This window comes from Lactiplantibacillus daowaiensis (assembly GCF_005405085.1).
Classification (GTDB): domain Bacteria; phylum Bacillota; class Bacilli; order Lactobacillales; family Lactobacillaceae; genus Lactiplantibacillus; species Lactiplantibacillus daowaiensis.
This window is the reverse complement of record NZ_BJDJ01000001.1, coordinates 210,472-227,793: the sequence shown is the minus strand read 5'-3', so window position 1 is coordinate 227,793 and position 17,322 is coordinate 210,472. Positions and strand designations below refer to the sequence as shown.

At 45.4% G+C, this 17,322-nt stretch carries 13 protein-coding genes; 7 read left to right on the top strand and 6 right to left on the bottom strand.

Annotated elements, in window-relative coordinates; translation table 11 throughout:
* Positions 1-315 precede the first annotated feature (315 nt).
* Entirely contained in the window at positions 316-1,182 is an 867-nt protein-coding gene (locus tag FFM75_RS01085; RefSeq protein WP_137627343.1) for a fructokinase, read from the bottom strand.
* A 288-nt stretch (positions 1,183-1,470) separates the two neighbouring features.
* On the opposite strand from FFM75_RS01085, the gene FFM75_RS01080 reads away from it, so the two are divergent.
* On the top strand, positions 1,471-2,946 hold the full coding sequence (locus FFM75_RS01080) for a sucrose-6-phosphate hydrolase (protein ID WP_137627342.1): 1,476 nt from the start codon (positions 1,471-1,473) through the stop codon (positions 2,944-2,946).
* Between the two features lie 10 nt (positions 2,947-2,956).
* A complete protein-coding gene (locus tag FFM75_RS01075) occupies positions 2,957-3,937 on the top strand; it encodes a LacI family DNA-binding transcriptional regulator (protein WP_137627341.1) in 981 nt (326 codons plus the stop codon).
* A gap of 48 nt (positions 3,938-3,985) precedes the next feature.
* Here the strand turns inward: FFM75_RS01075 and FFM75_RS01070 are convergent, their stop codons facing one another.
* Together FFM75_RS01070 and nhaC are read right to left on the bottom strand one after the other, a co-directional pair.
* The gene (locus FFM75_RS01070) at positions 3,986-4,906 is read right to left on the bottom strand and encodes an NADP-dependent oxidoreductase (protein ID WP_137627383.1); all 921 of its coding nucleotides are present in this window, start codon (positions 4,904-4,906) and stop codon (positions 3,986-3,988) included.
* A gap of 111 nt (positions 4,907-5,017) precedes the next feature.
* Positions 5,018-6,427, bottom strand: a complete 1,410-nt coding sequence (gene nhaC, locus FFM75_RS01065) for a Na+/H+ antiporter NhaC (protein WP_379832556.1) — start codon at positions 6,425-6,427, stop codon at positions 5,018-5,020.
* Between the two features lie 437 nt (positions 6,428-6,864).
* On the opposite strand from nhaC, the gene FFM75_RS01060 reads away from it, so the two are divergent.
* The 3 genes from FFM75_RS01060 to FFM75_RS01050 all read left to right on the top strand — a co-directional run bounded on the left by FFM75_RS01060 (position 6,865) and on the right by FFM75_RS01050 (position 11,119).
* Positions 6,865-8,541 (top strand): glycoside hydrolase family 13 protein, encoded by a 1,677-nt coding sequence (locus tag FFM75_RS01060; protein ID WP_137627339.1) that lies wholly within the window; start codon positions 6,865-6,867, stop codon positions 8,539-8,541.
* 225 nt (positions 8,542-8,766) lie between these two features.
* Positions 8,767-9,633: a helix-turn-helix domain-containing protein gene (locus tag FFM75_RS01055; protein WP_137627338.1), complete on the top strand. Its 867-nt coding sequence runs from the start codon at positions 8,767-8,769 to the stop codon at positions 9,631-9,633.
* Positions 9,634-9,646: 13 nt separating this feature from the next.
* Entirely contained in the window at positions 9,647-11,119 is a 1,473-nt protein-coding gene (locus tag FFM75_RS01050) for a vinyl phenol reductase (protein WP_137627337.1), read from the top strand.
* A 72-nt stretch (positions 11,120-11,191) separates the two neighbouring features.
* Here the strand turns inward: FFM75_RS01050 and FFM75_RS01045 are convergent, their stop codons facing one another.
* From FFM75_RS01045 to FFM75_RS01035, 3 genes are all read right to left on the bottom strand, one after another.
* Complete coding sequence (locus FFM75_RS01045; protein ID WP_137627336.1) at positions 11,192-12,628, bottom strand: hypothetical protein; 1,437 nt, start codon at positions 12,626-12,628, stop codon at positions 11,192-11,194.
* 74 nt (positions 12,629-12,702) lie between these two features.
* The gene (locus FFM75_RS01040; RefSeq protein WP_137627335.1) at positions 12,703-13,596 is read right to left on the bottom strand and encodes a LysR family transcriptional regulator; all 894 of its coding nucleotides are present in this window, start codon (positions 13,594-13,596) and stop codon (positions 12,703-12,705) included.
* An 878-nt stretch (positions 13,597-14,474) separates the two neighbouring features.
* Positions 14,475-15,380, bottom strand: a complete 906-nt coding sequence (locus FFM75_RS01035; protein WP_137627334.1) for a LysR family transcriptional regulator — start codon at positions 15,378-15,380, stop codon at positions 14,475-14,477.
* A 214-nt stretch (positions 15,381-15,594) separates the two neighbouring features.
* On the opposite strand from FFM75_RS01035, the gene FFM75_RS01030 reads away from it, so the two are divergent.
* Positions 15,595-16,446, top strand: a complete 852-nt coding sequence (locus tag FFM75_RS01030) for a sugar phosphate isomerase/epimerase family protein (RefSeq protein WP_137627333.1) — start codon at positions 15,595-15,597, stop codon at positions 16,444-16,446.
* A gap of 23 nt (positions 16,447-16,469) precedes the next feature.
* On the top strand, positions 16,470-17,309 hold the full coding sequence (locus tag FFM75_RS01025; RefSeq protein ID WP_137627332.1) for an SDR family NAD(P)-dependent oxidoreductase: 840 nt from the start codon (positions 16,470-16,472) through the stop codon (positions 17,307-17,309).
* Positions 17,310-17,322: the final 13 nt, after the last annotated feature.

The window sequence follows — 17,322 nt, the reverse complement described above, 5'->3', positions numbered from 1 at the left end:
CGTTGGCGTAGCTAAGCGGAGGGAGCAGTCGGTCTGAACACGTTTCGACTCACAAAGTAGGAAGCGGTCGTAGCCAAGCGTCACATGAAAAAAGCGTCATCATTATTAGTGGCCCTGGTTAATTGCATCATCCTGCTGGCCCATAATCAGCACACAAAAACGCGTCCAGCAAATAGCTGAACGCGTTTTAGATAGTCATCACATATTAGGAAGACTGTCCGAAAACATTCTAGGGGTTGGCTAGCTTGTTTCAATTCGTAGTGTAACAAGCTGATACAAAGGTTTCATCAAGTTTGTGTATGAATCTTGTAAAGATTAAGCTTCTTGCAGAGCAAGCTTAGCTAAGAGTAAGCCACCAACAACCCCAGAATTATCACCGAGTCCGGCCGGCACAATGTAATGATCTAAAGCGGGGACCGTTTCGTAGTGATTCAAGTAGGCTTCAAATTTTTGACGAATGATTGGAAATAGTTGGGTTTGTTTCATAACGCCACCATTTAAAATGATTTTATCTGGCGCAAAAGCGACCGTTAAATTCACACAGGCCTGCGCGATGTAATCAGCGACAGTTTCCCAGACCGGATCATCACTGGCAACATCTTTGCCGGTTTTACCAGTTCGCTTGCCAATTGCGGGACCAGCGGCCATACCTTCTAAGCAAATATCATGGTAAGGGCAGTTGTTTTCAAAGTCATCACCAGGTAGGCGGTTTAACCGCATGTGGCCTAATTCAGTATGCGTGCGACCATTGAAAATTTGATTGTGGCTAATGACCCCCGCGCCAACGCCAGTCCCAATCGTGACGTAAATGCTGTTAGGAACATCTTTAGCAATGCCCATTTCTGCTTCACCGTAAGCCGCTTCATTCACATCAGTCGTCCAATACAAAGGCACATCGACATGTTGCTTCAAGTGACCTAAAAAGTCAAAATCGCCCCAACCAGGTTTAGGTGTCGTCGTGATATAGCCGTATTTCGGATCGTCAGGGTTGACCCCAATCGGGCCGAATGAACCGATGCCGATGGCGGCTACCGGATGGGCTTTAAAATAAGTTTCGACGGCTGCCATGGTTTCAGCGGGGGTCGTGGTTGGAATCGAGATCCGATCGGTGACTTGCCCAGTTTCGTCACCAATCGCACATACAAATTTAGTTCCACCTGCTTCAATTGCACCTAAAGTCATGTTAAAATCCTCCAATTAATCGTTATATGTATATACTTTTGTGTATTAGTATACGCTTTTTGCTTGAAATTGTGAACGGTTACAAAAAAATCATCAGTATCGTTGTCATTAATCATACTAGTTTTGGCCTAAATGTCAAACGTGTGACAATATTTATTTCTGGTGTGATGCTGTTAATGATGCTATTCAGACAAGAAGAAACTTTTTTAATTGATAATCGTTTGACATTTTTATCAATAGACCTTAAGATAGCGTTAATGATAACGGATACATTAGGAGGAACCAAGAATGACAGTTACCAGTTGGACGACGGCAATGCGCTATCGACCGTATGCGCAATGGCCGGCACAACAATTAATCGACTTACGTGCCAAAATCGCACAATCACATTGGCGGTTTGGGTATCATATCCAGCCCACGACCGGTTTATTAAATGATCCCAATGGTTTTACTTACTTCAATGGTCAATGGCAGTTATTTTATCAAAGTTTTCCATTTGGCCCGGTACATGGATTAAAAAGCTGGGTACATTTAGTTAGTGATGATTTGCTTCATTGGCAAAACTTGGGTCGTGCGCTAACGCCAGATAGCCCACTAGACCAACAAGGGGTTTATTCCGGGTCGGCACTGCCAGTTGAAGACCGGTTATTCTTAATGTATACCGGCAATGTCCGTGATCAGCAGTGGCAACGGCATCCGAAACAAAATGGGGCTTGGTTAACGACGGCTAATCAAGTGACTAAGTTAGTAGCGCCGCTTATCAGTGACCCACCAACGGGCGTGACTGAACATTTTCGCGATCCACAGTTGATTCGACACGGCGAGTGGTATTATGCGATTTTAGGGGCACAAAAGCAGGATCAAACGGGTCATATCTTGGTTTATCGGGCCCGTGATGTCACCGGTCCGTGGCACATTGCTGGTGAGTTGACGTTTGGCGACCAAGCTTTAGGGTACATGGTCGAATGTCCAAATTTAGTCTTCATTGACGATCGCCCCGTCCTGACTTTTTGTCCACAGGGCATTAGCCCAGACGTGTTAGCTAGTGATAATCGCTATCCGAATGCGTATGTGGTGGGGACGGCTTTTGATTGGGAGCACCTGCGCATTGTTAATCCGAGTCCACTGCGTTTATTAGATGCGGGTTTTGATGTGTATGCGACCCAAGCGTTTAATGCCCCAGATGGTCAAGTTTTAGCGGTGAGCTGGATTGGGTTGCCAGATACCACTTATCCGAGTGACCAGGAAGGTTGGGCTAATGGGTTGAGCATGGTCAAAACGTTACGGCTATGCCACGGCGAATTACGACAAACCCCCGTCACCAGTCTTGAAACACTACGGACGCGACGATTAGCCTTAACTACTGAATCAGCCAGCATTCCAGCTCAAAGTGAGTTGCAGTTTACGATTCCAGCTGACCAGCAGGGCACCCTAACAATTGTCATGAACCAGGTGACTGGTGCTGGGTTAACTCTCACATTTGATACGGTTCATGGTAAACTAGTGGTTGATCGAAGCGCTGCTGGCGCCGGTGTTGCCGTGGATTATGGGACGAGTCGAACAGCAACTTTACCGGTTGGACAGGCTGTTACCGGTCAACTATTACTCGATAATAGCGTGTTTGAGTTGTACTTGAATGATGGTGCGACCGTCTTAACGGGCCGGCTATTTCCACCGGCCGGGCCGTGGCAATTAACCACCACCGGCTTTACGGTGGCGTTAAACTTACAAGGCTGGCAGCTTGCTTCAATAAATCAGGATTGATGGGATTAAAATGGTAAAACTAACCGATGTGGCTAAGGTGGCCGGTGTCTCACCGACGACAGTTTCACGCGTCATTAATAATTATGGGTCGTTATCTGAAACGACCAAACAAAAAGTCTTTGCGGCGATGCAACAATTGAATTATCAGCCGAATAGTTTGGCGCGTTCCTTGCAGGGCAAGCAAACGAAGTTGATTGGCTTGATCTTTCCAAGCGTGGCGAATCCCTTCTTTGGGGCGATGGTGTCATTGTTAGAGACACAGTTATTTGCGAAGGGGTATCGGGTAATGCTATGTAATGCCGGGGATGATCCCGACAAAGAACGGGCCTGCCTACGGATGTTGATGGCTAATCAAGTTGATGGCATCATTGCCGGCGCCCATAACTTGGGTATTCAAGAATATGAGCAAACGGGTTTGCCGATTATTTCATTTGACCGTTATTTATCAAAGACGATTCCCATTGTGAGTTCTGACAATGCACAAGGCGGGCGCCAAGCCGGTCAGTTGATGGTCCATGCGGGCGTGAAAAGGCCCCATATCATCACAAGTTGGCAGCAGCCTAATAGTCCGACTAATCAACGGTTAGCGGGTTACTATGCGGCCTTGAAAGCCGCGGGACTAACGGCATCACGGTCGATTTTGAACTTTCAATTATCACCGACATTAAAGTTAGTTCAAATTAAACAACTTTTAACGCGGGCTGAACGTCCAGATGGCATCTTTTGTACGGATGACTTAACGGCACTTTTGGTGTTGCAAGTCGCGCAACAGCTACAATTACAAGTACCAACGGATCTAAGTGTCATTGGCTATGATGGCACGCCCTTTATGCAAGCTTATCATCCAGAGTTAACGACGATTAGTCAACCAATCGATGATTTGGTGACACTGATGATCGACTTACTATTGCAACGAATCAAAAATACGGACTGTCACTTAGAAGCACAATATACCTTACCAGTTAAAGTAATCGCTGGTACAACAGTTTAAGCCAAGCAAAAATCGCCGCGACAGGTTTTGTCGCAGCGATTTTTTAGGTTAAGCTTCAGGCTCAACAATAATATGACCATCATGGGGTTCATCAAGCAAGGCGTGGCCTTGAATAAACCCCGCTAACGTTAATGGCAAGTGATAGCCGATATGGGTCGTCAACTGCCCGGTACTTAATAGTTTAAATAACATTTGTAACGCCGCTTGGTCTGAAATGGCATTGGTTGGATGAATCGCTTCGAAATGAATCGATTTGCTAGTTGCGGGTAACCGTGTGGCGACTGATGCAATTGTCGCATCAAATTTGGCCATTGCTAAATCAGTTTTGCCATCGACGCCATTTAACGCCACGTTGATAACGACATCGCCTTGATCGGCCAAAACGTGCGCCGGGTCGTGGTGGTCGTAGGCGACGACTTGTTGCACACCCAGGGCAATCAGTTCATCGGCATGACGTTGACTGGCGATGGCGATCACGTGCGCGCCTAAACGCTCGGCTAATTGGACAACCAACGAACCAACGCTACCGGCAGCGCCTTTGACAATCACGGTTTGTCCCGCTTGCACGTCAGCAAAGTAGCGTACCGTCTTATAAGCGGTGATACCGGGCGTAATTAAGCTAACGGCATCGGCTGGTGTTAAGTTGTCTGGTACCGTTACAGCAGTGTCGGCGTCGACAACGACTTGTTCAGCGTAAGTATGTTGGGTATACGCTGCTACCCGGGTTCCTAATGGTAAATCAGTCACGTTTTCGCCGACTTGGACCACTTCACCCACGACATCATGTCCCGGAATCAGTGGTAAAGGTGTCGCCGGGGTTGCCCCTAAACGTTCGATACGATCTGCATCATTTAAATTAACTGCCAAAGTTTTAATCACGATCTGGTTCGGTGTCGGTGTTAATGCCGGCTGCCGTAATGCTTCAAAAACGGCGGGTCCCCCAAATTTTCGATAACCATATGCAAGCATCATAACCCCTCCCTAAGACGCCAACAGCATCATTTAAGTTAATTGTAGCGGGGAGCACCGATAAATCACAAGCCAGAACCACTCATTCGCCGGATTTGTTCGTTCAGCGACTTAGCGGGCTTTCACAGCACTTGGTGCTTGACGTTTCAAGCCCCAACCGGTGAAACCACTAATGATTGAGAAAATTGGTGATAGTAAACTGAAGAAACAAAATGGTAAGTAGGCTAAAGTAGAAACACCCAACGTATTGGCGGCAAAGGCCCCCGCAACGCCCCAAGGAATCAAGTAATTGATGACGGTCCCACCATCTTCTAAGACCCGGCTTAAAGCCAAGTTAGCTAAACCACGGTCGTTGAAGGTCGTTTTGAAGGCTTTCCCTGGGAGGATAACAGATAAGTATTGTTCCCCAACGAAGATATTGACGCCGATACCGGCTAAAATCGCTGCCGTGACAGTTGCCCCAGTTCCATTTAGGCGTTTGGCTAGTGGCACCATTGCGGTTTGAATCAAGTTAAACTTCATGAGCAGGCCACCTAGTGATAACGTCAATAAAATCAAGGAAACGGTGCCCATCATGGCGCTGATGCCACCTCGTGAGAGTAATTGATCGACGCCGGCGTTACCTGTTTTAGCCACGAAGCCAGTTTCGATCCAAGTGGCGATCTGACTCAATGCGGTGTGTGGCTGTTCGATAAAGATCATGACGATTGCTAAGCCGATGTTCATCAGTAATGTGGCAATCGCTGGAACTTTTCGGATGGCGCAGACCAACATCAAAATTAAGGGTAAGGCGGCCCACCAAGTAATCGTAAAGTGTTGGTTTAAGACGGCTAAGGTTGTATTGATTTTGCCGAGATTATTTTCAGTGGCGGCGCCGGTACCGAGGATCGTGTATAAAATTAATGAGACGACAAAGGCCGGAATTGTCGACCACATTAAGTTACGGATATGACTGAATAAATCACTTTCGGCAATAGCGGAAGCTAAATTAGTGGAGTCAGATAATGGTGACGTCTTATCGCCAAAGATGGCGCCGGAAATAATGGCCCCAGCAATCAAGGCGGGGTTGATGCCCATGGTGGTTCCAATCCCGAACAGCGCAATCCCAATCGTTGAGATAATCGTAAAGGCACTCCCAATTGATGTCCCAATAATGGCACAAACTAAGAAAACAGAAGGCACGAACCACTGTGCAGAAATTAAATGAAACCCAAAGACCATCATTGACGGGATAATCCCAGCAGCAATCCAGACACTGATTAAGGCCCCAATTAACAAGAAAATAAAGATGGGAATGATCCCAGTTTTGATACCATCAATAATGCCACCATGAATGTGATCCCAATCAGCACCGCGAACACGGGCCCATAAGATGACTAAGGCAATCACTAACATAACGGGCGTTTGTGGGGATAGGCCAAACTTGATGACCCCCAATCCCATAATTGCGAGCATACATAATAAGACAATTAAGGCTTCCGTCAAACTCACCGGTTGCCACGTTTTTTGTTTTTTCATCATCAATTCCTCCAAGTTCTTTTATGTAACTAAAAAATCGTCCCCGCTGTCAAAAAGACAACAGGGACGATTGATTAGACCGTGGTACCACCCAGCTTGAACTTGCCAAAGCAAGTTCCGCTCACTAGAAGGTAACGGTTCTAGTTATTAGCCGCCGGGCGTACCCGGACGTGTTCCACCGTATTTCATCATCATTAGCCTGATCGGTTCGCAGCAACCACCGACTTCCTGACGCACAGCTAAGATGTTACTTGGGAGTGGAATTATCGTTCGTTAATTAAGTTATGTGTGATGATAGCATGTCCTGATGACAACGTCAAGCGGGTGCAGGGGTAAAATATCGTTACCGGTAACATGTCATCTATCCAGTCACTGCCCAAGCTTGCATGCTAAAATAGAACTGATGTAAGCGTAAACAATCAAAGGGGAGCGTGATCTTAGTGGCAACAACTAAATGGTGGCAACAAGCCGTTGTGTATCAAGTTTATCCGCGGTCATTTCAGGATTCAAATGGTGATGGGATTGGGGATTTACCTGGCATTACGAGTCGGCTCGATTATATTAAAAAACTCGGCGCCGATGTGATTTGGCTAAATCCGATTTACCGGTCACCGGGCGTGGATAATGGCTATGACATTAGCGATTATTACGATATTAATCCTGAATTTGGGACAATGGCTGACTTTGATCAACTGTTAGCCCAAGCGCACCAACGGGGCTTAAAGATCATGATGGATATTGTTGTTAATCATTCATCAGATCAGAATAAATGGTTTATTGAAAGTGCTAAGAGTCAAGATAATCCTTACTCAGACTACTATATCTGGCGTGATCCAGTCGATGGGCATGCGCCAACGAATTGGGGGTCATTTTTCAGCGGTTCAGCTTGGACGTATGTCCCGGCACGTGGGCAATATTACTTGCACGCGTTTGCGGTAGAGCAACCCGATTTGAATTGGGAGAATCCGAAATTACGGCAAGCGGTCTATGACATGATGAATTTTTGGGTCGATAAAGGCGTGGATGGCTTCCGATTAGATGTGATCAATTTGATTTCAAAACCCACGAAGTTTGTCGATGGCCAGCCTAATCCGGGCGAACCCTATGCTGACATTGGCCCAATCATTGCCAATGGGCATCGCTTAAGTGAGTTCTTACAAGAAATGCATGCCAAAGTTTTAGCGGGACATGACTTGATGACCGTCGGTGAAACGCCGTCGGCTACGATCAAAGATGCACAACAATCGGCAGGACTAACGACCAATGAACTCAATATGGTGTTTGAATTTGAACACATGAATCTCGATGGCAATCCGGCGCCTGAACTTGGTAAGTGGAATGATCAACCAGTCGATCTTGTTGATTTAAAACAGAGTTTGAGCAAGTGGCAAACTGGCTTACAAGGTACGGCTTGGAACAGTCTGTATTGGAATAATCATGACCAACCACGGATCGTGTCTCGGTTTGGTAGCGATGAGCCTAAGGATCGGGTCGTGGCAGCCAAGATGTTAGCAACGATGTTACACGGATTACAAGGGACCCCTTATATTTATGAAGGGGAAGAATTAGGCATGACAAATGCGCACTTTACCAAGCTCAGTGACTATCAAGACTTGGAGTCCCTGAATGCGTATCATCATCTTGTGGATGAAGAACATCGGGTCTCGGCAACGCAGATGCTGGCGTATTTGGCCCATATGTCGCGGGATAATGCCCGAACACCGATGCAATGGGATGCGAGTCTCAATGCAGGCTTTTCAACGGCGAAACCATGGCTACAAGTGAATGCTAATTATCCAAAGATCAACGCGCAACAAACGTTAGCGAGTGACGCGTCGATCTTTAGCTATTATCAACACTTAATCAAGTTACGCCATACGTTACCAGTGATGACGACCGGGACGTATCAATTGTTAGATGCTAACGACGCTTCGGTTTACGCCTATTTGCGGACAAGTGATACTGATCAGTTATTAGTTATCTGTAACTTTACCGCGACGGATCAAATCCGGGATTATGACCAGTTACCAGCGACCGCAAAACTGTTGTTAGGCAACTATGCCGATGATCAAGGGGCCGCTTTACGCCCGTATGAAGCCAAGATTTATCAATTTTAATGGTCGTTTCTAAATTGAATAAATGCGATTGATAAGATGCAAATAAGGTCTCCGTATACTTACGGAGGCTTTATTTGTCGTTTGGGATTTTTAGTGTTTAACCGGTTGTAAAAGATACTTATGGCAATAAAAATAGTTATTTACAGGGGTGTTCGTAACAGCGCTTTCATACTATAATCCAAAGTGTTCAGTAGTTAACATGGTTGCAAGTGGAGGTGGCTGAGGGTGAAGACGGTTCGAACCAAACAATTACAAGATTTACCGATAGCAGCGACTTTAGCGACCACGCAGCAACCGCATTTATTGATTATTGATTGTCAGCAACAAGCCGTCGTCAAGCTGGATCAACAAGCCATCGTGCTAAAGCCAAGTGAATTAGTGATTGTGCGCACAATCAAGACCGTTACCGTGGACCCAGTACGACCTGGTCAAACGGCGGTGGTACGACTATTTGACGAAACGGTCGACTTGCGGGTAACGGCACCGATTGGAATTGCTGGTGATAATCCATTATTTAGAGACTTATTAGCCAGTCAACCGCCACAAAGTGCTTATGTGGTGTTTCGCCAGTTAACATCAATGGTTTGCCAAGGCTATTGTGATCAACTGGCACGCTTAGAAGCGTTGCCGATTGATGATCGCATGGTCACGTATCAACGCCAAGCTGTCACAATGCTGTTACTAACGGAGCTATTGCGCCAACACTTTGATGCGGGGTCGTTAACAGATTCGCATTTTCCACAACGGACCCAAATCCGGTATACGAATCAAGCAACGCAAGGTGGCAGTATTATGACCTATTTAGCGGCGCATCTGGCGACGGCAACTTTACAAAATGTTGCCACTTATTTTGGCTATCAACCGAATTATTTCTCACGTTTATTTAAGACGATTTTTAAGCAATCATTTTCACAAAAGCTGATTCAAATGCGCATCGAGGCAGGTAAACGCCAGTTGGCATTGACCGATCAAACTGTCGCGCAGATTAGTCAGCAAGTCGGGTATCAAAATACCGCTAACTTCAATCAGCACTTTAAACAACAGACGCGTTTAACGCCAACCGCGTATCGCGCCCAATTAAAATCAAGGTAAAGGGGTCTTTATGATGGGATTACCAAAGCAAACAAACTATGATGTTGTGATTGTCGGCGCCGGCGCTTCAGGATTTGTCGCTGCCTTAGAAGCGGCGAGTCGGGGGTTGACGACCTTAGTCTTAGAAAAAGGGCGCACGACTGGTGGTAGTGGTAACTATATGGATGGCGGTTTGGCCGTTAATTCTAAGCTGCAACAAGCGGCCGGTGAGAAGTTAGACCCACAAGCAGTCTTACAGGCGGCCTTATCATATTCGCATTATGAAGCGGATAGTCGGATTTGGCGCAATTATATTCGGCAAAGTCCAGCTAATATTGACTGGCTACAGTCTTTAGGTGTGCAGTTCGATGGCATCTTACCCGTCGGTGACGGCATGCATACGATGCATCTATATACGGGTCGCGGCGCTCAACTGATTCATGGCACCTTGGAACCTAAGGCGCAAGCAGCTGGTGCCGAAGTGGTGACTTCAATCACGGTTGACCAGTTAATTACGGATGATCAACAACGGATCACTGGGGTTAAAGCAACGGATTTTGTTACCAAGCAAGCGGTGACGATCACCGCCAAAGCAGTGATCTTAGCGACCGGTGGATATTTGAATGATCCCGAACTCATGCAAACCTATACGAATTATGCCGATCGGTTAATTCCAGTTAACTCGGGTAAGAATACGGGTGATGGCTTGAAACTGGCTTGGCAAGTAGGGGCGCGTCGGTATCGGATGGGCACGGCCCAACTCTTTGGTGGCCAGATCAATGACCAAACGAAACCGGCCTATTTGAATTGGCAGACCCAACTAAACGGGGCGGCCTCACAGCAAGCCTTGTTATGGGTCAACCAGACTGGTCAACGATTCGTCAATGAATTTGCGGCGTTACAAAATTTCGCCGAAGCGGGGAATGCGTTGTCGACCCAAGCTAAGGTTTATAGTATCTTGTCACAAAATAATATCGCGACGTTACAACAACACTTGCTAAAAGAAATGGGGACTTGGAGCTATCCAGATGACAAGCTCCCTGACTTAATGGATGAGATTCAAACGGCTTTGACGCAATCTGCCGCTTTCATCACTAAGGCGGATACGATTGATGCTTTAGCTGATCAGTTGGGCTTGCCTGACTTACCAGCTACTGTTGCGGCTTATAATACTGATGCGCAAGCTGGTGTCGATGCTGACTTTGGTAAACCGGCCACCTTTATGTTGCCAGTTGACCAAGGGCCATATTATGCGATTGAACTGGGCAATTCAGCTTTTTGCACGATGGGCGGCTTACAAATCGATCCACAAAATCGCGTTTTAACGCCAACTGGTCAGCCGATTCCAGGCCTGTATGCCGCTGGTAACGATGCCGCGGGGGTATTGACTGGCGATACGTATGGGGTCAACTTACCGGGGACTGAATCAGGCTTTACGATTTATTCCGGTCGCAATGCTGCCCAACAGGTGCAACAGTATGTGACTGCTACGACAGTGATGCCTTAAAAAATAAAAATCAGTTTGAACGTCATAACGTTCAAACTGATTTTTTTAGGTTGCTTTAAAAAAACGGTTCGTTTAGAACTGATTAGTGGTGGCTTTTAAGACTTCGGCACCACGATTGACCAGTAGATAAGCGCCACCCGTTGAGGTGAAACTTAACCCTTCAAACTCACGGGTCGTTTGAAACATTGTCGACTCAATAGCGCTGCGTTTGAGGTGCCCGAGGTGACTAACTGGTAATGAGATAATACTACCGTTAGATACCAAATAAAGCCGGTTACGATGTGCATTGTAACTCATCGTTTGGGCAATCGTTCCTGGGCTATAACGGAGCCCTTGCATGACGAGATGAAAGCGGACGGTCGTTTTGCCGATTTTACCTGCAAATAGTTTGACCGACCCTTTAGGGGCACTGCCGACTTTCGGTGCGGCACTGTAGAAGTAAGCGGTGCCGTGACTGTCAAACGTTAAAACACTGCCCATGCTAGTTTTAGCGTTCAAGTGAAAACTGATTTTTTTAATGGGTTTGAGCGTTGTCTTTGATAACCGTTGTAAATTAGCGTGTTTGCCGCCGTGCCCAATGAACCAGAGTTGATGGTTGTGGGGATTATAAGCTAAGGATTGTCCGTGCCCGGTCGTAAATTGCGGGCCGACTTTAACATGACTTAAAATCGCTTGGTCAGTGGCAGTTAGCTTATTGACGGCGCGGTCGTGACTCGCACGTCGCAGGCGGTCCATGTGCGTGCTGGTGATGCCATATTGCTTTAGCCCAGCCAAATCATAGTAAACAACGCGGCCAGTCGTTGAATAACTGTGCGTAGTTTGCATGATGTACATGCCTTGTCCATGTGGGGTCATCACGACACTTTGAGGATTACTGAAGTCCCCAGTCGTGTGCATGGTGATTGGCAGATAGACTTGGGTCTTGAAGTTAGCTAGATGACTACCAGCGACGGCCTTAATCGTGGTCGGTGTCTTTTGATACTTTGATGCTTGATACGCACTACTACGGGCAAACGGATACGTCGTGACATAGTAATCTGCGTTACGTAGTGTTTTGAACTGCTTCGGATTGTACCAATCTAGGGCATCTCCATGTTGCTGGTAGTGCCCTTTGGCCGTTTTTGTCGCGCGAATACGGTTGGGATTAGCACCAGCATGAAGATAATGTTGGTTGATCCAAACGACTTGACCACGATTATTAGGCCGGACACCGAGCAACGTGACAGTTGTTTTACCGTGTTTTAGTTGGATCCGTTTATAGCTCGTATAGGTGGTTCGTGTTGTTTTGGTCAGACGACTAGCGTGCTTTAAAGTCGCATGCTTGCCATGTAAGCCAAGATACCAGCTATACTGCTGAAAATGACTGGTTGGGACATAGTAGTGTTGATGTTTCGTAACTTTTAATTTATTGACATGATAAGTGGTGGCCGCTTGCCCCGCCAAAGGCCGTGCACCGCCACTGATCACTAAAAGACTACCAAGTAGTAGTCCAATTGATTTGATTTGCATACAATAAAACCCCCGCGAAATGAAAAACTACAATTACCATTGTAGCGGTTTTTTCGCGGGGGTAAATCATTTATTTAGATTGTATCGTCTTTAAAGGTGTCTTCAACAATGTCCATTACTTGTTTAAACAAACCAATTGGGAATTGGTGTGCCCGACGAATTAAGTTAATGTGCACGCTAGGGGCTTGGACATCAGTAATTGGAATTTCAACTAACCCATCTTCAGGTGGCGTCCCAATGTCTGAGATAAAGCCAAGCGCCAAGTTTTCTTTAACGAGACCGCTGATCAACGTACTATTATCGGATTCAAACATCACTTGCGGTTCGATCGATAGTTGTTCAGCAAGCTGATGGAAAACTAATTTGTTTAAGTAGGTGGCATTTAAGATCACAAATGGATGTTGGAGGGCATCTTTAAAGGTCGGATGCTCCAACTTGGTGATGGCGTGTTCGGGACTGCAAAGAATTTTAAAAGTGAATGGTCGCAGTGGCGTTACTGCCAAGCGTTCATCTAAGGTTTGATCAAGGTTACAGCTAACGGCGAGATCAAGCTGGCCGTTTAAGACTTGCTTGACCAATTGATTGGCGCCCATTTCGACGGTGTGAATGCTGCTAAGTAAGTCTTTTTCGACAATTGGTTTGGTTAAGGCTGGTAGGTAGCGTTCGCCAACGGATGGTTCGATACCGAGGCGTAGCGTATGTTGCCGTAAATGCCCAATTGATTCGTTAACATGTTGCCAGTTAGCGATAATATCGTTGGCGGCGAGTAATAATTGTTGCCCGCTGGGGGTTAGGACCAAAGCCTTGGTCTTAGCTTGCCGAAAAAAGAGTGTCGTCTGAAAATGTCGTTCCAAGCGCTTGATAGCTTGCAAAATGGTCGGTTGGCTGACGTGGAAATCGGCGGCCGTTTGCGTATAACTTTGTGTACTAATTAAGCGTTGGAAATAGTACAAATCCTTAATATTCATAGAAATGCAGCCTCCATAAAATTGTTCGTACGTGTTAGGTAATACTAACCGTTAGGGTTCCGTTTCAATGGAACTTTTAGCTGCCGGTTATAAAAAATCGTTATCGGTTAAGGTGTTGTTGGATTACGGTCGTTGATTAGTTTAGTTATCAATCGACCAATTAATCATACCACGAATATAACGATAATTGCGCGATTTATGACACCGGGTATTTAATTTAGGGCAATTAGTAATCTAATTGTGCAGGCCCTTAAGCTATAAGTAATGTTTATAGCCTGATAACTAAAACTGGTCTAAATACTGATAACAAGCGAATGTGCCTAGTTGGCTATGATGATCAGTTATTAATTAAGGCACTGTTGGATTGGTCTTAAATTAATTGTGACGACCGGCATTTAGTCAGACTAAGACAAAGTAACTTGGCAGCTGCCCGTAAAAGTCGTTAACGGGTTTAAACTATAAGCAAAATTAATGTTGCGTGCCAGATTGACGCAATCAGCGTCTCAAGGCCAGCAGCAAGTTGCCATAAAAGCACTGGCCTAATTAGGCGCTGGGTGCCGCAGTGATAGTTAACGGGTCTAAGTTATAACTATTTTTAATAGCGCTTTCAAATAAGAGCGCCATTATCACTTTTAGTTTTCAAGTGATAACTGGTAATTATCGCTTGAAGGGGTGTTGGATTAAAACCAGCAGCCCAATGCCATTCACAATCACTATAAGCAATTATAATACTTGTGACGATTTTTAACAGTAAAACACTGTTTTACCAGTTAGTTTGTAAGGTCAGTATAATTTTTTATTATAATAAGTGGTTTGCCGATGACCACAAAACGTGTGTCAAAAGCAGCAGCTCACGCTATCTTTTAACACACGTCTGATTAAATATTATTAATTGAAAGTTGTTTGCTTTGGTCACGGACAAAGCTAATAAATTGCGTCACGGCTGGTTGTGGCGTCGCCGTTTTCAAAGCGGCCATGTAAAGGATCCGTTGCCAATTTGGAAATGAGAGTGGGATTACTTTGACGGGCATCGTTTGCAAAATCGACATGTTTGGGACCACCGCAATCCCAAACCCATTGGCGACTAAACCAGCAATGGCTTGATCTTCCTCAACTGAGTAGGCGCTGATCGGTTGGCCGCCACAGTCGTTGAATAATTTAGTCATGATTGGGTGCAAGCCACTGCGTTCAGAGAACGTAATTTGTGGATAGGCAAGCGTTTCAGTTAAGTTGATGCTTGAGCGATTGGCTAAGGCATGATCGACAGGTGTGATGCAAACCATCGTTTGCTCGGCGACCGGAAAGAAATCCAAGTCGCTGTAGTTATCTAATTTCGAGCAAAAAGCCACATCGTACTTCTTAGCGCGCAGGCCGTTTAAAATATCGGGTGACAAGCCCGTATCAGTATTGAATTGAAACCGAATGGCCGCATTATTCGTCGCCTGTAGGAACCGTTGCGCCATGTCAGGTAACCATTTAATACTCATGGTGCGTAGTGATGCTACGCGAATAATCGCTTTTTGTTGATTGAAGGTTTTAATATCAGCAATGCTTTTATCTAGGGTGATTAAGGATGATTCGACCCCATTAGCGAATAATTTGCCGGCAGGAGTTAAAACCACGTTACGGCCAGTGCGCTTAAAGAGGGCGATGTTTAATTCACTTTCTAATGAATGGATCGCTTTAGTCAAACTTGGTTGTGTAATATGTAACAGTTTGGCAGTTTGGGTATAGTTTTCGGTCCGTGATAGGGCCACGAAATACCGCAGATGATCTAAGTTCATGCCACATGTAACCTCCAATAAAGAGTAATGCAAACGGGGATTGCCAGCGCTTACTATAGCTAATATACCAGAATTAATAACTTTTGGCTATGGTTCACTGTGGACAAAAGCAATTGGACGCTATTACGAAAAACGCTTACATTAGTCTTGTAAAATAAATTATGTGAATTAAAGAGCATGCATGCTGAAAATCCACAATTTGGAGGAATCAATTATGACGAAGACACATCCAATTACCATTAGTTCCTGGACATTAGGCGACAAGTGTAGTTTTGAAGATCGTTGCAAGGCTGCTAGTGAAGCAGGCTACGATGGCATCGGTTTACGGGCTGAAACTTACGTTGATGCCTTAAATGAAGGGTTGACCGACCAAGATATCTTGGCTACTTTAGCTAAATACAACATTCGTTGTACCGAAGTTGAATATATCGTGCAATGGTGTGAAGCAGAACGCTCTTACGAACAAAAATACAAGGAACAAACTTGTTTCCATATGTGTGACTTGTTCGGCGTTAAACATATCAATACTGGTTTAATGGAAGATTATTCAATTGATTACACCGCTAAGAAGTTACAAGAATTGGCTGCTCGGGCTGGTCAATATATCATCGCCCTAGAACCAATGCCATACAGCGGGTTACCAAACTTGGATAAGACTTGGAAGATCATGCAAAAGGCTGACTGCGACAATGTTTACATGTTATTAGATATGTGGCACTGGGTTCGCGCCAACCAACCATATGATTTATTGACGAAAGAACAAGCCAAGCGGGTCATCTCAATTCAAATCGACGATGCTTACACCCGGCCATATGCAGATTCAATCTTGCGGGATGAATCCATGCATGACCGCTTAGCACCAGGTGCTGGTGACTTAGATACGGCTGGTTTCGTTAAGATGATTAAAGATGCTGGCGTTGATCCAAAGGTCATTGGGGTTGAAGTGATTTCTGATGCCTACATGGCAAAAGGGATTGACTACGTCGCTGATTATACCTACAAACAAACGGTCGCAACCGTTCAAAAGGCTTGGCCTGAAATTTTAAAAGATCCAGTAAACGCGTAATAATTGATTAGGAGGAATTAAATATGAGTGATAGTTGGTTAGGATTAAATGGTAAAGTTGTTGTTGTCACCGGTGCTGTCGGTGGGATGGGGACTAAGTTCTGTGAAGAATTTGCCAAGCAAGGTGCTAACATTGCTTTAGTTGATATGATTGAAGATAAGACTGAAGCTTATGCGAAAAAGTTGGCTGATCAATATGGGATTAAGACGGTTGCAGTGGTCTGCAATACGACTAATGAAGCTGAAGTTGATGCGGCCGTTAAGAAGGTTGTTGATACTTTCGGTGAAGTCGATGTCTTAGTTAACACCGCCGCAATTCTCCGTTTCTCACCATTAGAAGACTTACGTTTAGACGAATGGCAAGCGGCTTTAAACGTCAACTTGACGGGCTACTTCTTAATGTCACAACGGTTTGGTCGTGTGATGATTCAACAAAAACATGGGAACATGGTCCATATCTCAACGGTCGCTTCTCGCTATCCAGAAACTTATAGTGGGGCTTACAGTACCACTAAAGCTGGCGTCAACATGATGTCGAAACAAATGGCTGCTGAATGGGGCCAATATGGGGTTCGTAGTAACTGTGTCCTCCCATGCTTGGTTAAGACGCCACTTTCAGAAAACTTCTACAGCGATCCTAAAGTTGAAGATGGCCGCAAGCGCTTAGTCGCTAGCAAGCGGATCGGTAACTTAGACGATATCGCCAACACCGTTCTTTGGTTAGCCAGTGATCGTTCTGACTACACTAATGGTGGTGAAGTCACTGTTGATGGTGGCTTGAACATGATGATTTCTGACATGATTCCAAAGCCAGGTGGCCGTCGTCAATACGCCATCGATCATCATCAACCAGCTAAGAAATAATTGCATATCATTT